The following is a 19,792-nucleotide window of genomic DNA, read 5'->3' as shown; positions in this document are numbered from 1 at the left end:
AGCACGCGTGGCAAAACAGAAAACCGTCTACGTCTGCAGCGAGTGCGGCGGACAAACCCCGAAGTGGCAGGGGCAATGCCCGTCGTGCCAGGCCTGGAACACGCTCGTCGAATCGGTCGCCGAGTCGCCGGCCGCCCATCGCTTCCAGTCGCTCGCGAAGCGGGCGCCCGTGCAGCGGCTCGTCGACATCGAGGCGGCCGACGTGCCGCGCTTCTCCACCGGCATCGGCGAATTCGACCGCGTGCTGGGCGGCGGGCTGGTGCCGGGCGGCGTCGTGCTGATCGGCGGCGATCCGGGCATCGGCAAGTCGACGCTGTTGCTGCAGTCGCTCGCGGACATCGCCAGCGAGCGTCGTGCACTCTATATCAGCGGCGAGGAATCGGCCGCGCAGATCGCGTTGCGCGCGCAACGGCTCGCGCTGCTCGACGGGGGCGCACCGGCGGCCGAGCTGAAGCTGCTCGCCGAAATCCAGCTCGAGAAGATCCAGGCCGCGATCGATGCGGAACGGCCGGACGTCGCCGTCATCGACTCGATCCAGACCGTCTATTCCGAAGCGCTGACGTCGGCGCCCGGTTCGGTGGCCCAGGTGCGCGAGTGCGCGGCGCAGCTCACGCGCATCGCGAAACAGTCCGGCACCGCGATCATCATGGTCGGGCACGTGACGAAGGAGGGCAACCTCGCCGGCCCGCGCGTGCTCGAGCACATCGTCGACACGGTGCTGTACTTCGAAGGCGACACCCATTCGTCGTTCCGGCTCGTGCGCGCGTTCAAGAACCGCTTCGGCGCGGTCAACGAACTCGGCGTGTTCGCGATGACCGAGCGCGGGCTGCGCGGTGTCGCGAATCCGTCCGCGCTGTTCCTGTCGCAGCACGAGCAGGTCGTGCCGGGTTCCTGCGTGCTCGTCACGCAGGAGGGCACACGCCCGCTGCTCGTCGAAATCCAGGCGCTCGTCGATACGGCCCACGTGCCGAACCCGCGCCGGCTCGCGGTTGGCCTCGAGCAGAACCGGCTCGCGATGCTGCTCGCGGTGCTGCACCGGCATGCGGGCATCGCGTGTTTCGATCAGGACGTGTTTCTGAACGCGGTGGGCGGCGTGAAGATCACCGAACCGGCCGCCGACCTCGCGGTGCTGCTCGCGATCCATTCGTCGATGCGCAACAAGGCGCTGCCGAAGGGTCTGATCGTATTCGGCGAAGTGGGGCTGGCGGGCGAGATCCGGCCGTCGCCGCGCGGCCAGGAACGGCTGCGCGAGGCGGCGAAGCTTGGTTTCACCGCGGCGCTGATCCCGAAGGCGAATGCGCCGAAACAGCCGATCGAAGGGCTGAACGTGATGGCCGTCGAGCGGATCGAGCAGGCGATCGACCGCGTGCGCGATCTCGAATGACCGTGGTGGCCGGCACCCGCGCGTGCCGGCCCGCCGCGATCTGTCGCGTAATTCGTTGTAAAGAATATGTAGGCTGATGTAACCCGCCGGACATCGCTTTTCCCTATCCTTTGCCGGATTGTCGAACCGCGCAATGCGAAGGGAACCTATGTTCAAACAGTATGGGGAAACGCCGGGCGGACGCAGTTACAACCTGCGCGGCTGCCGCGTGTCGGAGCCGATCGTTCAGCCGTGGGGCGGTGGATGCCGGATTGTCGAGTGGATCGACGACGAAGGGCGCATCGCGCGCCGGGTCGTGTCCGAGGACGTGACGGAAGCGGAGGTTGCTGCGGCGATCCGCCGGCCGACCGAAGGGCGGCGTCATCTGATGGACGACGACGAGCAGATGCCGCGCGATACGTTGCCGCGGCGTTGAGCGGCCGGCGGGGCCGACGAACGGCCGACGCGACAACGGCGAACGCGACAATGACGAAGAGGCCGGGCCTGGTGCCCGGCCTTGTCGTTTCCGGGCGGGTGCGTTGGGCGTTGACGCATCCCGGGGATGCCGCGCGTGGCCGATGAAGCGATCGGCCGACGGCGCCCGGGCCGTGGTCAGCCGATCTGCTCGAGCTCTTCCTGCACGGCGAGCCAGTCCGCCTCGACCGTTTCGAGCCGGGTATTGACCTCACCGAGCGTGCGGATCGCGTCGGTCAGTTCCGTCTTGCGCGCCGCCTCGTAGCTCGCCGGATCGGCGACGAACGCGTCGAGGCGCGCCTTCTCCGCGTGCAATGTTTCCATTTCCTTTTCGAGCTTCGTGATGCGGTTCTGCAGCGGCTTCTTCAGCTGCGACAGCCGCTGGCGCTCCTCGGCCGCCTGACGTTTCTGATCCTTGCGATTGACGCCCGGATCCACACCCGCTGCAGCCGCGCTGTCGGCCTTCGCGGCCGCGCGCTGCTCGGCCGCATGCTGCAGCAGCCAGTCGCGGTAATCGTCGAGATCGCCGTCGAACGGCTGCAGACGGTGTTTCGCGACGAGCATGAACTGGTCGGTGGTCGCGCGAAGCAGGTGGCGGTCGTGCGAGACGAGGATCAGCGTGCCTTCGAACTGCGCGAGCGCCATCGTCAGCGCGTGACGCGTTTCGAGGTCGAGGTGGTTGGTCGGCTCGTCGAGCAGCAGCAGGTTCGGCTTCTGCCAGATGATCAGCGCGAGCGCGAGCCGCGCTTTCTCGCCACCCGAGAACGGGCCGACCGGGCTCGTCGCCATGTCGCCCGAGAAATTGAAGCCGCCGAGGAAATCGCGCAGTTCCTGCTCGCGCGTATCGGGGGCGAGCCGGGCGAGATGCGCGAGCGGCGAATCGTCCTCGCGCAGCGTTTCGAGCTGGTGCTGCGCGAAATAGCCGATCGTCAGCCCCTTGCCGTCGCGCACGTGGCCCGACAGCGGCGCGAGCGTGCCGGCCAGCGTCTTGATCAGCGTCGACTTGCCCTGGCCGTTCGCGCCGAGCAGGCCGATGCGCTGGCCGTTCTGGATCGACAGCGCCACGCGTTCGACGATCGGGATGTCCGTGCCGTCGTCGGCGTGGTAGCCGCAGCGGACGTCCTCCATCACCATCATCGGATTCGGCGCGGCATCGGGCGTGCGGAACTCGAAGGTGAACGGCGATGCGATGTGCGCGGGCGCGATCAGCTCCATCTTCTCGAGCGCCTTCATCCGGCTTTGCGCCTGCTTGGCCTTGGTCGCCTTGGCCTTGAAGCGGTCGACGAAGCTCTGCAGGTGCTCGATCGTCTTCTGCTGCTTTTCGTATGCGCTTTGCTGCAGCGCCAGTTGTTGCGCGCGCAGCACTTCGAATTGCGAATAATTGCCGCCGTAGCGCTTCACCTGGCGATTTTCCAGATGCAGCGTGACGTTGCAGATCGAGTCGAGGAATTCGCGGTCGTGCGAGATCACGACGAGCGTGCCGGGGTAGCGGTGCAGCCAGTCCTCGAGCCAGACGATCGCGTCGAGGTCGAGGTGGTTGGTCGGTTCGTCGAGCAGCAGCAGGTCGGAGCGGCACATCAGCGCCTGCGCGAGGTTCAGCCGCATGCGCCAGCCGCCGGAGAAGCTGGCGACCGATTCGCGCGTCTGCGCGAGCGTGAAGCCGAGGCCGAGCAGCAGTGCTTCGGCGCGCGCCGGCGCGGTATAGCCGTCGGCGTCGGCGAAGGCCGCATGTGCGTCGGCCTCGGCCGCGCCGTCATGCGCGGCCGAGGCGGCGGCGATGCGCGCTTCGATCTCGCGCAGCGCGGTGTCGCCGTCGAGCGTGTAGTCGAGCGCCGAGCGGTCGACGGCGGGCGTTTCCTGCGACACGTGGGCGATCCGCCACGACGGCGGCATCGCGAAATCGCCGGCGTCGGAATGCAGCTCGCCACGCAGGACCGAGAACAGCGTCGATTTGCCGGCGCCGTTCGCGCCGATCAGGCCGGCCTTTTCGCCGGGATTGAGCACGAACGAGGCCGACTCGAACAGCGGCTTGGTGCCGCGCGCAAGGCTGAACTGATTGAAACGGATCACGGCGGGAATGACTGGCCAAAACCGCTATTCTAGACTGCGCGCGCGTCGCCCCGGATATCGGCCGTTCGGCAGATGCCGCAACGGCGCGATTTGGCCTAGACTCCACCTCGATCCGGTTTCGTAAAAGGAGTGCCCGATGTCCACCCTGTATTCGTTCAGCGCAGAGACGCTTGCCGGTGAGCCGGCGTCGCTCGATGCGTACCGCGGCAAGGTGCTGCTGATCGTCAATACCGCGAGCGAGTGCGGTTTCACGCCGCAGTATGCGGGCCTGCAGAAGCTGTACGACCAGTACGCGGCGCGCGGTTTCTTCGTGCTCGGCTTCCCGTGCAACCAGTTCGGCAAGCAGGAGCCGGGCGACGCCGCGCAGATCGGCGCGTTCTGCGAGCGCAACTACGGCGTCACGTTCCCGATGTTCGCGAAGATCGATGTGAAGGGCGACCACGCGCATCCGTTGTACCGCTATCTGACCGACGAGGCGCCCGGCATCCTCGGCCTCAAGGCGATCAAGTGGAATTTCACGAAATTCCTGATCGACCGTGACGGGCGGATCGTCAAGCGCTATGCGCCGTCGACGAAGCCCGAGGACATCGCCGCGGATATCGACAAGCTGTTGTAACCTCGAGAAGCGGCGGGCGGGCCGTTCGGACCGAGCGGGCAGTGGCCGCGGCGCCGAGCCGAATCCCGCGAAAGCGTGTGCCGTCATTCGAGCGGCGCACGTCCGGCGCTCGCGCGGCCGCTACAGGATTGGCGCGAACAGGCGCGCGACGTGCATCGCGATGCGTCGCCACGCGGGCGAGTGCCGATACTCGTTCGCATCGACTTCGTAGGCCTGTGCGAAATCGGCGTCGAGCATGGCCTCGACCTCGTCGGCGAACGTGCGATCGACGGTGAGCACCATGATTTCGAAGTTGAGTCGGAACGAGCGGTTGTCGAGATTCGCGCTGCCGATCGCGGCGGCGACGCGGTCGATCAGCACGACCTTCTGGTGCAGGAAGCCGGGCCGGTAGCGGAACACCTTGACGCCCGCGTCGACGAGATCGCGCGCATAGAGCCTGGACGCCTCGAACACGACGTAGTGGTCGCGTCGGCTCGGGATCAAGATGCGCACGTCGACGCCGCGCATCACCGCGAGCTTCAGCGCGGCGATCACCGCTTCGTCGGGTACGAGATACGGCGTCGTGATCCAGATCCGTTCGCGCGCGGCGTTGATCGCCTCGACGAAGAACAGCGAGCCGGTTTCCTGTTTGTCGGCCGGCCCCATCGGCACGGCGAGGCAATGCATCGCGTCGTCGGGCAGCGCCTCCGGCGGTGTGGCGAGCGCCGGCAGCGTCTGCGTGGCCCAGTGCCAGTCTTCGGCGAACACGTACTGAATGCTGGCCACCACCGGGCCGCGGATCTCGATATGGGTGTCGCGCCACGGCGACAGGCGCCGGTTCGCGCCGAGATATTCGACGCCGACGTTGAGGCCGCCGACGAACGCGCAATTGCCGTCGACGACGACGATCTTGCGATGGTTGCGGAAGTTGAGCTGGAAGCGGTTGACGAACTTGCGGTGGGTCGCGAACGGATGGACCTCGACGCCGCCGCGGCGCAGCGTGTCGACGTAGCTGTGCGGCAGGTCGAAGCTGCCGATGCTGTCGTACAGCAGGTAGCAGCGCACGCCGGCCGCCGCGCGGGCGAGCAGCGCGTCGCTCAGCATCTGGCCGAGCGCGTCGTCGCGCACGATGAAGAACTGGACGATTACGTAGTCGCGCGCGGTGTCGATCGCCGACAGGATCGCCGAGAAGGTCGCGTCGCCGTTCACGAGCGTGCGCACCGCATTGCCGCCGACGAACGGCATTCCGCCCAGCCGCGTAAGCGCGAGCACGGCGGCCCGGCCGATCGCGTCGGCGGCCGGCCCGTCGGTTGCGTTCGCATCGGGCCACGGCGCGCGCGGCGTGTGCGTGCGCAGCGCTTCCATCTCGTGGCGCCGCGCGTCGACGTAGCCGGAGAACTTGCTGCGGCCGAGGAACAGATAGGGAATGAGCGTCAGGTATGGCATCGCGGCGAGCGATACCGCCCACGCGATCGCGCCTTGCGACGTGCGCGTGTTCAAGATCGCGTGACACGCCGCGATGATCCCGAGCACATGGATGGCCAGGATCAGGGTGCCGAGGTGTAACCAGTCGAGGGTCATGGGCGCGTGACGGACTCCTGAAGTCGTGCGGCGCGACAGCCGCTTACGCGCATCTTACCCAACCGTGCGGGACAGCGGTGTGCCGTACCGCACGGTTGGGTCGTGGGGTGCCGTCAGGCCTTGCGCGGCAGGTCCGACGCCTGGATCAGGAACACGGCGTCGTCGCCCGCGCTGGTGGGCAGCCACGTGAGCTCGAGGCCGCCGAACGCGGCTTCGACGTGCTCGCGCTCGTTGCCGATCTCGACGACGAGCACGCCGTCGTCGTGCAGCCACTTGTGCGCTTGCCCGATGATGCGTCGCACGATGTCCATGCCGTCGTCGCCGCCTGCGAGCGCCATCTCCGGCTCGTGCCGGTATTCGGGCGGGAGGGCCGCCATCGACGTTGCGTTCACGTACGGCGGATTCGTCAGGATCACGTCGTAGCGCGTGTCGGGCTCGGCGCGGAACGCGGGCAGCGGCGCGTAGAGGTCGCCGTGATGCAGCGTGATGCGATCGTCGAGACCATAGTCGTGCACGTTGATCCTGGCGACTTCGAGCGCCTTCTCGGACAGGTCGATCGCGTCGATCTCGGCATTCGGGAACGCGCTGGCCGCGAGAATCGCGAGGCAGCCGGAGCCGGTGCACAGCTCGAGCACCGCGCCGACCTGTTCGGGATCGGCGACATACGGCTGCAGGCCGTCGTCGAGCAGCTCGCCGATGAACGAGCGCGGCACGATCACGCGCTCGTCGACGTAGAAGCGGTGGCCGTGCATCCACGCTTCATGCGTGAGATAGGCGGCCGGCACGCGGTCGGTTGCGCGTCGTTCGATCACCGCGAGCACTGCCGCGATTTCGTCGGGCAGCAGGCGAGCATCGAGGAACGGCTCGAGCGTGTCGAGCGGCAGGTCGAGCGTGTGCAGCACGAGGTAGGCGGCTTCGTCGTACGCGTTGTCCGAGCCGTGGCCGAACGCGAGCTTCGCCTTCGAGAAGCGCGTGACCGCATAGCGCAGCAGGTCGCGAACGGTTGCAAAAGGTGTCGTCATGCGAGGCTCCGTCAGGCAATCAGTTGTTCGAGCACGCGGCGGTACACGTTCTTCAGCGGGTCGACGAAGCGCACGTCGATGTGTTCGTCGATCTTGTGGATGCTGCCGTTCGGCGGACCGAACTCGATCACCTGCGGGCAGATGCGCGCGATGAAGCGCCCGTCGGACGTGCCGCCCGTCGTCGACAGCTCGGTCGTGAGGCCGGTTTCGGCGCGGATCGCGTTCTCGAGCGCGTTCGACAGGTCGCCGCGCGGCGTGAGGAACGGCAGGCCGCTCACCGACCACTTCAGCGTGTACTCGAGGCCGTGCTTGTCGAGGATCGCATGCACGCGTGCCTGCAAGCCCTCGACGGTGCTCGCCGTCGAAAAGCGGAAGTTGAACATCAGGTCCGCGTGGCCGGGGATCACGTTGGTCGCGCCGGTGCCCGCATGCAGGTTCGACACCTGCCAGGTGGTCGGCGGGAAGTATTCGTTGCCTTCGTCCCATTGTTCGGCGGCGAGTTCGGCGAGCGCCGGCGCGAGCAGGTGGATCGGGTTCTTCGCGAGGTGCGGGTATGCAATGTGGCCCTGCACGCCCTTGACGATCAGTTCGCCCGACATCGAGCCACGGCGGCCGTTCTTCACGACGTCGCCGAGTTCGGCGGTCGACGTCGGTTCGCCGACGATGCAGTAGTCGAGGCGTTCGCCGCGCGCTTCGAGTAGCTCGACGACCTTCACGGTGCCGTCGGTGGCCGGTCCTTCCTCGTCGCTCGTGATCAGGAACGCGATCGCGCCGCGATGGCCGGGGTGGGCTGCGACGAATTCCTCGGACGCGACGACGAACGCCGCGAGCGATGTCTTCATGTCTGCCGCACCGCGGCCGTACAGCTTCCCGTCGCGATGCGCGGGAATGAACGGCGGCGAAGTCCACTGCTCGAGCGGGCCGGTCGGCACGACGTCGGTGTGGCCCGCGAACGCGAGCAGCTTGCCGTCGCGGCCGTCGGTGCCGCGCTTGACGGCCCACAGGTTGGTCACGCCGTGCGACGCGATGGTCTCGCATTCGAAGCCGAGCGCGGCGAGGCGCTCGGTCATGATCTGCTGGCAATGCTGGTCGTCGGGCGTGACGGACGCGCGGGCGATCAGCTGTTCGGTAAGGGCTAGGGTGGCGGACATGGTTCGGACCACTTTCGATAAAAAATGCCGGCGCGGTGGCCGGCAGCGATGGGGCGTCGTGCGCGGCGCGGGCGCAGCGCGGGCGGCCCTAGGCGGCAAACAGCGCCGCGTACTGATCGGCCACGAAACCGAGCGATTTCACGCGGCCGTTGACGACGAGCACGGGGCGCTTGATGACCGACGGCTTGTGGATCATCAGCGCGACCGCGCCGGACTTCGTTTCCGCGGCCGCCTTCATGGCGTCGTCCAGGCCGCGCCACGTCGTGCCGCGCTTGTTCACGAGCGCGTCGAGCGACACGTCCTTCAGCCAGTCCTCGACGAGCGGTGCGCTGACGCCGAGCTTCTTGAAGTCGTGGAACTCGAACTCGACGCCGTGATCGTCGAGCCACACGCGGGCCTTCTTCACGGTGTCGCAGTTCGGAATGCCGTAGACGACCACGGTGCGCGGCTTGGCCATCAGTCGCCTCGCAGCAGCTCGTTCAGGCCGACCTTCGCGCGGGTCTTCGCGTCGACCTTCTTCACGATCACCGCGCAGTACAGGCTGTGCGAGCCGTCCTTCGACGGCAGGTTGCCGGCGACGACGACCGAGCCGGCCGGGATGCGGCCGTAGCTGACTTCACCCGTTTCGCGATCGTAGATCTTCGTGCTCTGGCCGAGGTACACGCCCATCGAGATCACCGAGTTCTCCTCGACGATCACGCCTTCGACGACTTCCGAGCGCGCGCCGATGAAGCAGTTGTCTTCGATGATGACGGGGTTCGCCTGCAGCGGCTCGAGCACGCCGCCGATGCCGACGCCGCCCGACAGGTGCACGTTCTTGCCGATCTGCGCGCACGAGCCGACCGTGGCCCACGTGTCGACCATCGTGCCTTCGTCGACGTATGCGCCGATGTTGGTGTACGACGGCATCAGCACGACGTTCTTCGCGATGAACGAGCCGCGGCGCGCGATGGCCGGCGGCACGACGCGGAAGCCGCCCGCGGCGAAGTCTTCGGCCGTGTAGTTCGCGAACTTCGACGGCACCTTGTCGTAGAACTGCGAGTAGCCGCCGGCCGGCATCGGTGCGTTGTCCTCCAGGCGGAACGACAGCAGCACGGCCTTCTTCAGCCACTGGTGCACGGTCCAGTTGCCGTCGATCTTCTCGGCGACGCGCAGTGCACCCTTGTCGAGTTGCTCGATCGCGTGAGCGACGGCTTCGCGGACGTCGGCGGGCGCGGCCTTCGGCGACAGCTCGGCGCGGTTTTCCCAGGCGGTATCGATGATTTGCTGAAGTTGTTGCGACATGTTCGTTTTCGCAGGAGATGAATGGAATTGATCGGGATGGACGTCCTACCGCGCGAGAGCCCGGCAGAAATCGACGATGCGTTGCGCGCCCTCGACGCATTCGGGGGTGCCCGCGACGAGCGCGATCCGGATGAAATCGCGGCCCGGATTCGTGCCGTGCGCATCGCGCGCCAGGTACGAGCCGGGCAGAACCGTCACATTATAGTCGGCGTACAGGCGGCGGGCGAACTCGGTATCCGACAGGCCGGTGCGCGCGACATTGGCCCACAGGTAGAACGCGGCGTCGGGCAGCTTCACGTCGATCACGTCGGCCAGCATCGGCGTGACCGTGCTGAACTTCTGCAGGTACAGCGCGCGGTTCTCGCGCACGTGCGCCTCGTCGTTCCACGCGGCGATGCTCGCGTGTTGCCAGACCGGCGACAGCGCGGCGCCGTGGTACGTGCGGTAGAGCAGGAATTTCTTCAGCAGCGCGGCGTCGCCGGCGACGAAGCCCGAGCGCATGCCCGGCACGTTCGAGCGCTTCGACAGGCTCGACAGCATCACGAGCCGCTCGAAGCCGCGACCGAGGCGGTGCGCGGCCTCGAGGCCGCCGAGCGGCGGCGCCGCTTCGTCGAAGTAGATCTCCGAATAGCACTCGTCGGATGCGATCACGAAGCCGTGGCGGTCGGACAGCGCGAACAGCTCGCGCCAGTCGTCGAGCGTCAGCACGGCGCCCGTCGGGTTGCCCGGCGAACACACGTACAGCAGCTGGGTGCGCGCCCAGACTTCATCGGGCACGGCCGCGTAGTCGCACGCGAAGTTGCGCGCCGGGTCGCTGTTCGCGAAATAGGGTTCGGCACCGGCCAGGAGCGCCGCGCCTTCGTAAATTTGATAGAACGGATTCGGACAGAGTACGATCGCCTTCTCGCCGTCCGCGGTCGGGCGCGCGTCGATCACCGTCTGCGCGAGCGAGAACAGCGCCTCGCGCGACCCCGACACGGGCAGCACCTGCGTGGCCGGGTCGATCGCCGGCAGCCCGTAGCGGCGCTCCAGCCAGTGCGCGATCGACGTGCGCAGCGCGTCCGAGCCGGCCGTGGCCGGATATGACGCGAGGCCGTCGAGCGAAGCCACCACGGCGTCGCGGATCAGCGCCGGAGTCGGGTGCTTGGGCTCGCCGATGCCGAAGCTGATCGGTTTCAGGCCGGCGGAGGGCGTCACGTCCTTGAACAGGGCGCGCAGCTTTTCGAAGGGATAGGGCTGGAGCGAGTCGAGTCGAGGGTTCACGGGCGAAGCGGCCATCGCGGCCGGTTGGAGCGAAAGGGGCGGCGCGGGTGCCGCACGGCTGCGAGCGGGCGCCGACGGCGCGCGGGTCGCAACGGACGATTATAGCGTGATGCAATGCGGTCACGGCCCGCCGGAACGGCGGCCGGGCCGGTCGAATAAAGGGTATCGAAACAAATGAACAACGCGGTACGCGGCAGCCTGCCGACGCTGGCCATCCTGATCGGCGCGTCGGTATGGGGCCTGATCTGGTATCCGCTGCGGATCCTCGCGTCGCTCGGGCTCACCGGCACGCTGGCGAGCGCGCTGACGAGCGCGGTCGCTTTCCTGTTCGTGGTGGTCGTGCGGCACCGCACGATCGCCACGCTGCGCTGGCACTGGGTGTTGCCGGGCATCGCGATCACGGCGGGCGTGACGAACCTGGGCTTCGTGTGGGGCACGATCCACGGCGAAGTGCTGCGCGTGATGCTGCTGTTCTATCTGACGCCTGCCTGGACCGCGATCTACGCGCATTTCCTGCTGCGCGAGCGGCTGACCTGGGCCGGCGTGGGGCTTGCGGCGCTGTCGATCGGCGGCGCGATGCTGATGCTGTGGTCGCCGAAGCTCGGCATGCCGCTGCCGGCCAATCCGGCGGAATGGGCGGGGCTCGCGGCCGGCCTGAGTTTCGCGATGAGCAACGTGCTCGTGATCAAGGCGAGCCGCGAGCTGCCGGACATGCGCGCCGAAATGCGCACGGCGACGCTGTTCGGCGGCGCGGCGGTGTTCGGCGCGATCGCATCGCTGTTCGAGGGGCTGCCGGCCACGCCGGCGGCCGGCCAGCTCGGCGTCGCCGCGCTGATCGTCGCCGCGATCGGCGTGACGATGGCGGCGAACAACCTGCTCGTGCAATATGGCCTCGCGCGCGTGCCGGCGAATCGCGCGTCGATCATCATGCTGTTCGAGATCGTGATCACCGCGCTGTCCGCGTGGGTGTTCGCGAACGAACTGCCGACGGCGCGCGAATGGGCGGGCGGCGCATGCATCGTGCTGGCGACGCTGCTGTCGAGCCGGGTCCATCGTGCCGCGCCGGCATCGGGCAAACCCGGCGACGGGCGGGACGGCGCACGCGCGATGGTATGATGGAAGCCGTTTGCGGGGCCCAACGCTGGATGCGCGCGGCCCCGCTTTTGAATTCCGGGGCGCATCGCGCGCACGGGCCGTCCGGCCCCGCGCGTCGCGGCCCCGTCCGTTTCACACCTTCTTCACATCCGATACCGCCGTGCGTCTGAGCTCGATCAAACTCGCTGGCTTCAAATCCTTTGTCGATCCCACGCATTTCCAGGTTCCGGGCCAGCTTGTCGGCGTGGTGGGCCCGAACGGGTGCGGCAAGTCCAACATCATCGATGCCGTGCGCTGGGTGCTCGGCGAGTCGCGCGCGTCCGAGCTGCGCGGCGAGTCGATGCAGGACGTGATCTTCAACGGCTCGACCGCACGCAAGCCCGGCAGCCGGGCCAGCGTCGAGCTGATCTTCGACAACTCCGACGGCCGCGCGGCCGGGCAGTGGGGCCAGTACGGCGAGATCGCCGTGAAGCGCGTGCTGACGCGCGACGGCACGTCGAGCTACTACATCAACAACCTGCCGGCGCGCCGCCGCGACATCCAGGACATCTTCCTCGGCACGGGCCTCGGCCCGCGCGCGTACGCGATCATCGGCCAGGGCATGATCGCGCGGATCATCGAGGCGAAGCCGGAAGAGCTGCGCGTGTTCCTCGAGGAAGCCGCCGGCGTGTCGAAGTACAAGGAGCGCCGCCGCGAGACGGAGAACCGCTTGCACGACACGCGCGAGAACCTGACGCGCGTCGAGGACATCGTCCGCGAGCTCGGCGCGAACCTCGAGAAGCTCGAGGCGCAGGCCGTCGTCGCGACCAAATACAAGGAACTCGTCGCCGACGGCGAGGAGAAGCAGCGCCTGTTGTGGCTGCTGCGCAAGAACGAGGCCGCGAGCGAGCAGCAGAAGCAGCAGCGCGCGATCGAGCAGGCGCAGATCGACCTCGAGGCGCAGACGGCAAAGCTGCGCGAGGTCGAGTCGCAGCTCGAGACGTTGCGGGTCGCGCATTATTCGGCGAGCGACGCGATGCAGGGCGCGCAGGGTGCGCTCTACGAGGCGAACGCCGAAGTGAGCCGCCTCGAGGCCGAGATCAAGTTCATCGTCGAATCGCGCAATCGCGTGCAGGCGCAGATCGCCGCGCTGAACGCGCAGCGCGAGCAATGGCGCGCGCAGGCCGAGAAGGCGCAGGACGAGCTCGAGGAAGCGGAAGAAGCGCGGGCGATGGCCGACGAGAAGGCCGCGCTCGCTGAAGACAACGCGGCCGCGAAACACGACGCGCTCCCGGCGCTCGAGGCGAAATGGCGCGATGCGCAGGCGCAGCTCAACGACGAACGCGCGCGGATCGCGCAGACCGAACAGTCGTTGAAGCTCGAGGCCGCACACCAGCGCAATGCCGACCAGCAGCTCCAGCAGCTTCAGCAGCGCCACGAACGCCTGAAGTCCGAGGCGGGCGGGCTCGACGCACCGGACGAAGCGCAGCTCGAGGAGTTGCGCATGCAGCTCGCCGAGCAGGAAGAGATCCTCGCCGAAGCCCAGGCACGCCTGACCGATGCGCAGGACGCGCTGCCGCGCCTCGACGGCGAACGCCGTGCCGCGCAGGAGCGCGTACAGGCCGAAAGCGCGCAGATCCACCAGCTCGAGGCGCGGCTCGCCGCGCTCAAGCAGCTGCAGGAGAACGTGCAGACCGAAGGCAAGATCCAGCCGTGGCTCGACAAGCACGAGCTCGGCGCGCTGCCGCGTCTCTGGAAGAAGCTGCACGTCGAGGCGGGCTGGGAAGCGGCGCTCGAGGCCGTGCTGCGCGAGCGTCTGGCTGCGCTCGAAGTGTCGAATCTCGACTGGGTGAAGGCGTTCGCGACCGACGCGCCGCCCGCGAAGCTCGCGTTCTACGCGCCGCCCGCGGCCGGTGAGCCGCCGGCCGCCGCGGCCGGGCTGCGCCCGGTGCTGTCGCTCGTACGCATCGACGATGCGGGCATCCGTGCGGTGCTGAACGACTGGCTCGGCAACGTGTACGTCGCCGACGACGTCGCGCAGGCGCTCGCGACGCGCGCGCAACTGCCGCCAGGCGGCGCGTTCGTCGTCAAGGCCGGCCACATCGTCACGCGTGTCGGCGTGCAGCTGTACGCGGCCGATTCGGAGCAGGCCGGGATGCTGGCTCGCCAGCAGGAAATCGAGAACCTGACGCGCCAGGTGCGCGCGCAGGCGCTGCTCGCCGACGAGGCCCGCACCGCCGCCGTGCGGGCGGAGGCCGCGCACACGCAGGCCACGCAGGCGCTCGGCGACGTGCGCGCGCAGGCCGAGCGCGCGACGCAGCGGGTGCACGCACTGCAGATGGACGTGCTGAAACTCGCACAGGCGCATGAGCGCTACACGCAGCGCAGCACGCAGATCCGCGAGGAGCTCGAGGAAATCGGCGCGCAGATCGACGAGCAGCGCGCGCTGCGCGCGGAATCGGAAGCGAACTTCGAGCGTTTCGACGGCGAACTCGCGGAACTGCAGGCGCGCTTCGAGGACAACCAGCTCGCATTCGAGGCGCTCGACGAATCGCTGACGCAGGCGCGCCAGGAAGCGCGCGACCTCGAGCGCGGCGCGAACGACGCACGCTTCGCCGCGCGCAACGCGGTCACGCGGATCGACGAGCTCAAGCGCAGCATCCAGGTCGCGCACGAGCAGAGCGAGCGCGTCGCCGCGTCGCTGGAAGACGCGCGCGCCGAACTCGAAACGATCAACGAGCAGACTGCGCACACGGGGCTGCAGGACGCGCTCGAAATTCGCGCGGTGAAGGAAGAGGCGTTGCAGGCCGCGCGGATCGAGCTCGACGACCTGACGGCAAAGCTGCGCGCTTCGGACGAGCAGCGTCTCGTCGCCGAGCGTTCGCTGCAGCCGTTGCGCGACCGCATCACCGAGCTGCAGCTGAAGGAGCAGGCCGCGCGCCTGTCCGTCGAGCAGTTTGCCGAGCAGCTCGCGGCGGCCGAGGTCGACGAGCAAGCGCTGCGCGAGAAGCTGACCCCGGACCTGAAACCGTCGTACCTGCAGGGCGAGGTCACGCGCCTGAACAACGCGATCAACGCGCTGGGTCCGGTCAACATGGCCGCGCTCGACGAGCTGAAGGCCGCGAGCGAGCGCAAGGTGTTCCTCGATGCGCAGTCGGCCGACCTGACCGACGCGATCACGACGCTCGAGGATGCGATCCACAAGATCGACCAGGAAACCCGCACGCTGCTGCAGGGCACGTTCGACGAGGTCAACCGTCACTTCAGCGACCTGTTCCCGCGCCTGTTCGGCGGCGGCCAGGCGAAGCTGATCATGACGGGCGACGAGATCCTCGACGCGGGCGTGCAGGTGATGGCGCAGCCGCCGGGCAAGAAGAACGCGACCATCCACCTGCTGTCGGGCGGCGAAAAGGCGCTGACCGCCACCGCGCTGGTGTTCGCGATGTTCCAGCTGAACCCGGCGCCGTTCTGTCTGCTCGACGAGGTCGACGCGCCGCTCGACGACGCGAACACCGAGCGTTTCGCGAATCTCGTGCGCGCGATGTCCGACAAGACGCAGTTCCTCTTCATCTCGCACAACAAGATCGCGATGGAGATGGCGCAGCAGCTGATCGGCGTGACGATGCAGGAGCAGGGCGTGTCGCGGATCGTCGCGGTGGACATGGAAACCGCCGCGGGTTTTGCCCAGAATTGACGTTTGACGAAACCGGACCGCGTTCGCGCGGCGCATGGGCGCCCGTTCGCGAGTCCGACGAACAAGAATTGCTGATGGAGCGTGCATGGACGAGTTGACACTCGGATTGATCGGCGCGGGCGCCGTCGTGGTGGGCGGCGTCGTGGTCTACAACGCGTGGCAGGGCGCGAAGGTGCGGCGCAGGATGCCGCGCCCGATGCCGGAAGAGACGGCCGAGGCGATGAATCGCCCCGAGCGCGACGAAGAGCTGCCGTTCATCGAGCCGGTGCGCCAGCCCGTGCGCCGCGAATCCGCGGCGCCGGCACCGGCCGCCGCTGCCGCGAGCGCATCGGCCGACGCCGCGCGCGTCGAGCCGACCTTCGGTGGCGTGGCGCCTGCCGACACGCCGGCCGACCTGCAGGCCGAGGCCACCGGCGTCGACGCGCCGTCGGCGTCGGCCGAGTCGGCCGAGCAGGCCGTCGACGAAGGTGCGGTCGCCGCCACGCAGGAAGCACCGGCCGCCGATGCATCGAACGAACCGGCTGAACCCGTGCTGCCCGCCGCGACGACGATTTCGTCGGCGCCGCCCGCGATCGTCGACCGCCGGATCGACTGCATCGTGCCGATTCGCCTCGGCGCGCCGCTGCCGGGCGACAAGATCCTGCCGGTCGCGCAGCGGCTGCGCCGCGCGGGCAGCAAGCCCGTGCATATCGAGGGCAAGCCGGAAGGCGGCCAGTGGGAACTGCTGCAGAACGGCGTGCGCTATGAAGAGCTGCGTGCCGCGGCCCAGCTCGCGAACCGCAGCGGCGCGCTGAACGAACTCGAATTCTCCGAATTCGTGACGGGCGTCCAGCAGTTCGCCGACGCGATCGACGGCGCACCGGAATTCCCGGACATGATGGAGACGGTCGCGATGGCGCGCGAACTCGACGGCTTTGCCGCGCAGTGCGACGCGCAGTTGTCGATCAACGTGATGTCGGACGGCGCGCCGTGGTCGGCAAACTACGTGCAGGCCGTCGCTTCCCAGGACGGGCTGCTGCTGTCGCGCGACGGCACGCGCTTCGTGAAGCTCGATGCGAAGCAGAACCCCGTGTTCATGCTGCAGTTCGGCGACACGAACTTCCTGCGCGACGACCTGACCTACAAGGGCGGCAACATGATCACGCTCGTGCTCGACGTGCCGGTCGCCGAAGAGGACATCCTGCCGTTCCGGCTGATGTGCGACTACGCGAAGTCGCTGTCCGAGCGGATCGGTGCGCGGGTCGTCGACGATTCGCGCCGGCCGCTGCCGGAATCGACGCTCGTCGCGATCGACCAGCAACTCATGAAGCTGTACGCGAAGCTCGAGGAAGCGGGCATCCCGGCCGGTTCGCCGGTCACGCGCCGCCTCTTCAGTCAGTAACGCGTTTCACGGGCGACGGCCTGCGGTGCCGTCGCCCGTTGTCGTTGCAGCGCCGCAAACACATCGTCCGTGTGCACTGCAACGCGCCTGCGCGGCACGCATCGCGTGCCCCCGCCGCGGCGTCAAACTGAGATAATCGAACATCCGATTTTTCAGAGCGAATTGCCGCCAGCATGGCCCGAACCCAAGCCGAACCGCCAGCCAGCCACCCCGACGCGCGTGCCGCTTGGCTGCGCGATCAACTCGAGCGGGCGAATTACGCCTATTACGTGCTCGACCAGCCGGATCTGCCCGACGCCGAATACGACAGGCTCTTCGGCGAGCTGCAACAGCTCGAAACCGATCATCCCGAGCTCGTGACGCCCGATTCGCCGACGCAGCGCGTCGGCGGCGAAGTGGCGAGCGGTTTCACGCCGGTCGTCCATGACGCGCCGATGCTGTCGCTGAACAACGGCTTCGCCGACGAGGACATCGCCGCGTTCGACAAGCGCGTCGCCGATGCGCTCGGCAAGACGACCGATCTTGCCGGCTCGGTGACGGATCCCGTCGAATACGCATGCGAGCTGAAGTTCGACGGGCTCGCGATCTCGCTGCGCTACGAGCACGGCGTGTTCGTGCAGGCATCGACGCGCGGCGACGGCACGACCGGCGAGGACGTGACGGAGAACGTCCGCACGATCCGCTCGATCCCGCTGAAGCTGAAGGGCGCGCACGTGCCCGCCGTGCTCGACGTGCGCGGCGAGGTGCTGATGTTCAAGCGCGATTTCGCACGCCTGAACGAACGCCAGCGCGCGGCCGAGCAGCGCGAATTCGCGAATCCGCGCAATGCGGCGGCCGGCAGCCTGCGCCAGCTCGACCCGAAGATCACCGCGCAGCGTCCGTTGTCGTTCTTCTCGTACGGGATCGGCGTGCTCGACGGGATGCCGATGCCGGACACGCACAGCGCGCTGCTCGACTGGTACGAGTCGCTCGGCCTGCCGGTGAACCGCGAACGCGCGGTCGTGCTCGGCGCCGATGGCCTGCTCGGTTTTTTCCGCAAGGTCGGCGAGAAGCGTGAATCGCTGCCGTACGATATCGACGGCGTCGTCTACAAGGTCAACCGGCGCGACGAGCAGGACCGCCTCGGCTTCGTGTCGCGCGCGCCGCGCTTCGCGCTCGCGCACAAGTTCCCCGCGCAGGAAGCATTGACGAAGCTCGTCGCGATCGACGTGCAGGTCGGCCGCACGGGCGCGATCACGCCGGTCGCGCGGCTCGAACCGGTGTTCGTCGGCGGCGCGACGGTAACCAACGCAACGCTGCACAACGAGGACGAAGTGCGCCGCAAGGACATCCGGATCGGCGATACCGTGATCGTGCGGCGCGCGGGCGACGTGATTCCCGAAGTCGTCGGCGCGCTGCTCGATCGCCGGCCGGCCGATGCGGCCGAGTTCGTGATGCCGACCGAGTGCCCGGTATGCGGCTCGAAGATCGAGCGCCTGCCCGACGAGGCGATCGCGCGCTGCACGGGCGGCCTGTTTTGCCCGGCGCAGCGCAAGCAGGCGCTGTGGCACTTCGCGCAGCGCCGCGCGCTCGACATCGACGGGCTCGGCGAGAAGATCATCGATCAGCTCGTCGAGCTGAACCTCGTGCGCACGCCGGCCGACCTGTTCAATCTCGGTTTCGCGACGCTCGCGGAACTCGACCGGTTCGCCGAGAAGTCCGCACAGAATCTGCTCGACTCGCTCGAAAAGGCGAAGCACACGACCCTCGCGCGCTTCATCTACGGGCTCGGGATCCGCCATGTCGGCGAATCGACCGCGAAGGATCTCGCGAAGCATTTCGGGTCGCTGACGCCGATCATGGACGCGTCGATCGAGGAACTGCTCGAAGTGAACGACGTCGGTCCGATCGTGGCCGAGTCGCTGCACCAGTTCTTCGCGGAAGAGCACAACCGCACGGTGATCGAGCAGTTGCGCGCGCCCGGCAAGGTCACGTGGCCCGAAGGCCCGCCCGCGCCGAAGGCGCCGCAGGGCGTGCTCGCCGGCAAGACGGTCGTGCTGACGGGCACGCTGCCGACGCTCACGCGCGACGCGGCGAAGGAGATGCTCGAAGCGGCGGGCGCGAAAGTCGCGGGCTCGGTATCGAAGAAGACGGATTACGTGGTCGCGGGCGCTGACGCCGGCAGCAAGCTCGCGAAGGCCGAGGAACTCGGCATCCCCGTGCTGGACGAAGACGGACTGCACCAACTCCTGGAGGGCAACACGCCATGATTCGCGAGATCCTGAAGATGGGCGATCCGCGCCTGCTCGAAGTCGCCAAGCCGGTCGAGCGGTTCGATACCCCCGAACTGCACGAGATCGTCGCGGACATGTTCGAGACGATGCATCACGCGAACGGTGCGGGGCTTGCCGCGCCGCAAATCGGCGTCGGTCTGCAGATCATCATCTTCGGCTTCGGCAGCAACAACCGTTATCCGGACGCACCGCCCGTGCCCGAGACGGTGCTGATCAACCCGAAGCTCGAGTACATGCCGCCGGACATGGAAGAGGGTTGGGAGGGCTGCCTGTCGGTGCCGGGCATGCGCGGCGTCGTCAGCCGCTATGCGAAGGTGCGCTACAGCGGCTTCGATCAGTTCGGCGCGAAGCTCGACCGTGTCGCCGAAGGCTTCCACGCGCGGGTCGTCCAGCACGAATACGATCACCTGATCGGCAAGCTGTATCCGATGCGGATCACCGACTTCACGCGCTTTGGCTTCACCGAAGTGTTGTTTCCGGGGCTTGATCCGGCCGACGACGACTGACCGTCATGCGGCCGCGCGCGCCGTCGCCGTACCGAAACGAAAAAGCCCGCTCGCGCGGGCT

General features: G+C 67.9%; 15 protein-coding genes. 8 read left to right on the top strand and 7 right to left on the bottom strand.

The window, feature by feature from the left end; genetic code table 11:
* The first annotated feature begins 7 nt into the window (after positions 1–7).
* Together radA and WS46_RS24285 are read left to right on the top strand one after the other, a co-directional pair.
* Positions 8–1,384, top strand: a complete 1,377-nt coding sequence (gene radA, locus WS46_RS24290) for a DNA repair protein RadA (protein ID WP_044847946.1) — start codon at positions 8–10, stop codon at positions 1,382–1,384.
* A 148-nt stretch (positions 1,385–1,532) separates the two neighbouring features.
* A complete protein-coding gene (locus WS46_RS24285) occupies positions 1,533–1,799 on the top strand; it encodes a DUF2866 domain-containing protein (RefSeq protein ID WP_059529286.1) in 267 nt (88 codons plus the stop codon).
* 176 nt (positions 1,800–1,975) lie between these two features.
* Here the strand turns inward: WS46_RS24285 and WS46_RS24280 are convergent, their stop codons facing one another.
* Positions 1,976–3,907 (bottom strand): ATP-binding cassette domain-containing protein, encoded by a 1,932-nt coding sequence (locus WS46_RS24280; RefSeq protein ID WP_059692004.1) that lies wholly within the window; start codon positions 3,905–3,907, stop codon positions 1,976–1,978.
* Positions 3,908–4,043: 136 nt separating this feature from the next.
* On the opposite strand from WS46_RS24280, the gene WS46_RS24275 reads away from it, so the two are divergent.
* Positions 4,044–4,523, top strand: a complete 480-nt coding sequence (locus tag WS46_RS24275; RefSeq protein ID WP_059529292.1) for a glutathione peroxidase — start codon at positions 4,044–4,046, stop codon at positions 4,521–4,523.
* Positions 4,524–4,643: 120 nt separating this feature from the next.
* Here WS46_RS24275 and cls read toward each other — a convergent pair whose 3' ends face one another.
* The 6 genes from cls to dapC form a co-directional block, all read right to left on the bottom strand.
* Positions 4,644–6,083, bottom strand: a complete 1,440-nt coding sequence (gene cls, locus WS46_RS24270) for a cardiolipin synthase (protein WP_059692003.1) — start codon at positions 6,081–6,083, stop codon at positions 4,644–4,646.
* Positions 6,084–6,196: 113 nt separating this feature from the next.
* Positions 6,197–7,105 carry a 50S ribosomal protein L3 N(5)-glutamine methyltransferase gene (gene prmB, locus WS46_RS24265; RefSeq protein WP_059692002.1) on the bottom strand — a complete coding sequence of 303 codons (909 nt, stop codon included), beginning with the start codon at positions 7,103–7,105 and terminating at the stop codon, positions 6,197–6,199.
* A gap of 11 nt (positions 7,106–7,116) precedes the next feature.
* On the bottom strand, positions 7,117–8,256 hold the full coding sequence (gene dapE / locus WS46_RS24260) for a succinyl-diaminopimelate desuccinylase (protein ID WP_059529300.1): 1,140 nt from the start codon (positions 8,254–8,256) through the stop codon (positions 7,117–7,119).
* An 88-nt stretch (positions 8,257–8,344) separates the two neighbouring features.
* Positions 8,345–8,713: an ArsC family reductase gene (locus tag WS46_RS24255; protein ID WP_044847939.1), complete on the bottom strand. Its 369-nt coding sequence runs from the start codon at positions 8,711–8,713 to the stop codon at positions 8,345–8,347.
* The gene (gene dapD / locus WS46_RS24250; protein ID WP_006478479.1) at positions 8,713–9,540 is read right to left on the bottom strand and encodes a 2,3,4,5-tetrahydropyridine-2,6-dicarboxylate N-succinyltransferase; all 828 of its coding nucleotides are present in this window, start codon (positions 9,538–9,540) and stop codon (positions 8,713–8,715) included. Before dapD ends, WS46_RS24255 begins: the two co-directional genes overlap by 1 nt.
* Before the next feature lie 45 nt (positions 9,541–9,585).
* Positions 9,586–10,818 carry a succinyldiaminopimelate transaminase gene (gene dapC / locus WS46_RS24245; RefSeq protein WP_059529303.1) on the bottom strand — a complete coding sequence of 411 codons (1,233 nt, stop codon included), beginning with the start codon at positions 10,816–10,818 and terminating at the stop codon, positions 9,586–9,588.
* 159 nt (positions 10,819–10,977) lie between these two features.
* On the opposite strand from dapC, the gene WS46_RS24240 reads away from it, so the two are divergent.
* From WS46_RS24240 to def, 5 genes are all read left to right on the top strand, one after another.
* Complete coding sequence (locus WS46_RS24240) at positions 10,978–11,919, top strand: DMT family transporter (protein ID WP_059692001.1); 942 nt, start codon at positions 10,978–10,980, stop codon at positions 11,917–11,919.
* 139 nt (positions 11,920–12,058) lie between these two features.
* Positions 12,059–15,571, top strand: coding sequence for a chromosome segregation protein SMC (gene smc / locus WS46_RS24235; protein ID WP_059692000.1), 3,513 nt, complete (start codon positions 12,059–12,061; stop codon positions 15,569–15,571).
* Positions 15,572–15,656: 85 nt separating this feature from the next.
* A complete protein-coding gene (locus WS46_RS24230; protein WP_059529311.1) occupies positions 15,657–16,952 on the top strand; it encodes a cell division protein ZipA C-terminal FtsZ-binding domain-containing protein in 1,296 nt (431 codons plus the stop codon).
* Between the two features lie 173 nt (positions 16,953–17,125).
* A complete protein-coding gene (gene ligA / locus WS46_RS24225) occupies positions 17,126–19,201 on the top strand; it encodes an NAD-dependent DNA ligase LigA (protein ID WP_059529314.1) in 2,076 nt (691 codons plus the stop codon).
* A complete protein-coding gene (gene def / locus WS46_RS24220; RefSeq protein WP_059511077.1) occupies positions 19,198–19,731 on the top strand; it encodes a peptide deformylase in 534 nt (177 codons plus the stop codon). The genes ligA and def overlap by 4 nt, the downstream gene beginning before the upstream one ends.
* Positions 19,732–19,792 lie beyond the last annotated feature (61 nt).

The sequence above is a fragment of the Burkholderia sp. RF4-BP95 genome, assembly GCF_001521985.1.
GTDB classification, from domain to species: Bacteria; Pseudomonadota; Gammaproteobacteria; order Burkholderiales; family Burkholderiaceae; genus Burkholderia; species Burkholderia diffusa.
The sequence above is the reverse complement of the archived record's forward strand: the minus strand, read 5'-3'. Positions and strand labels throughout refer to the sequence as shown.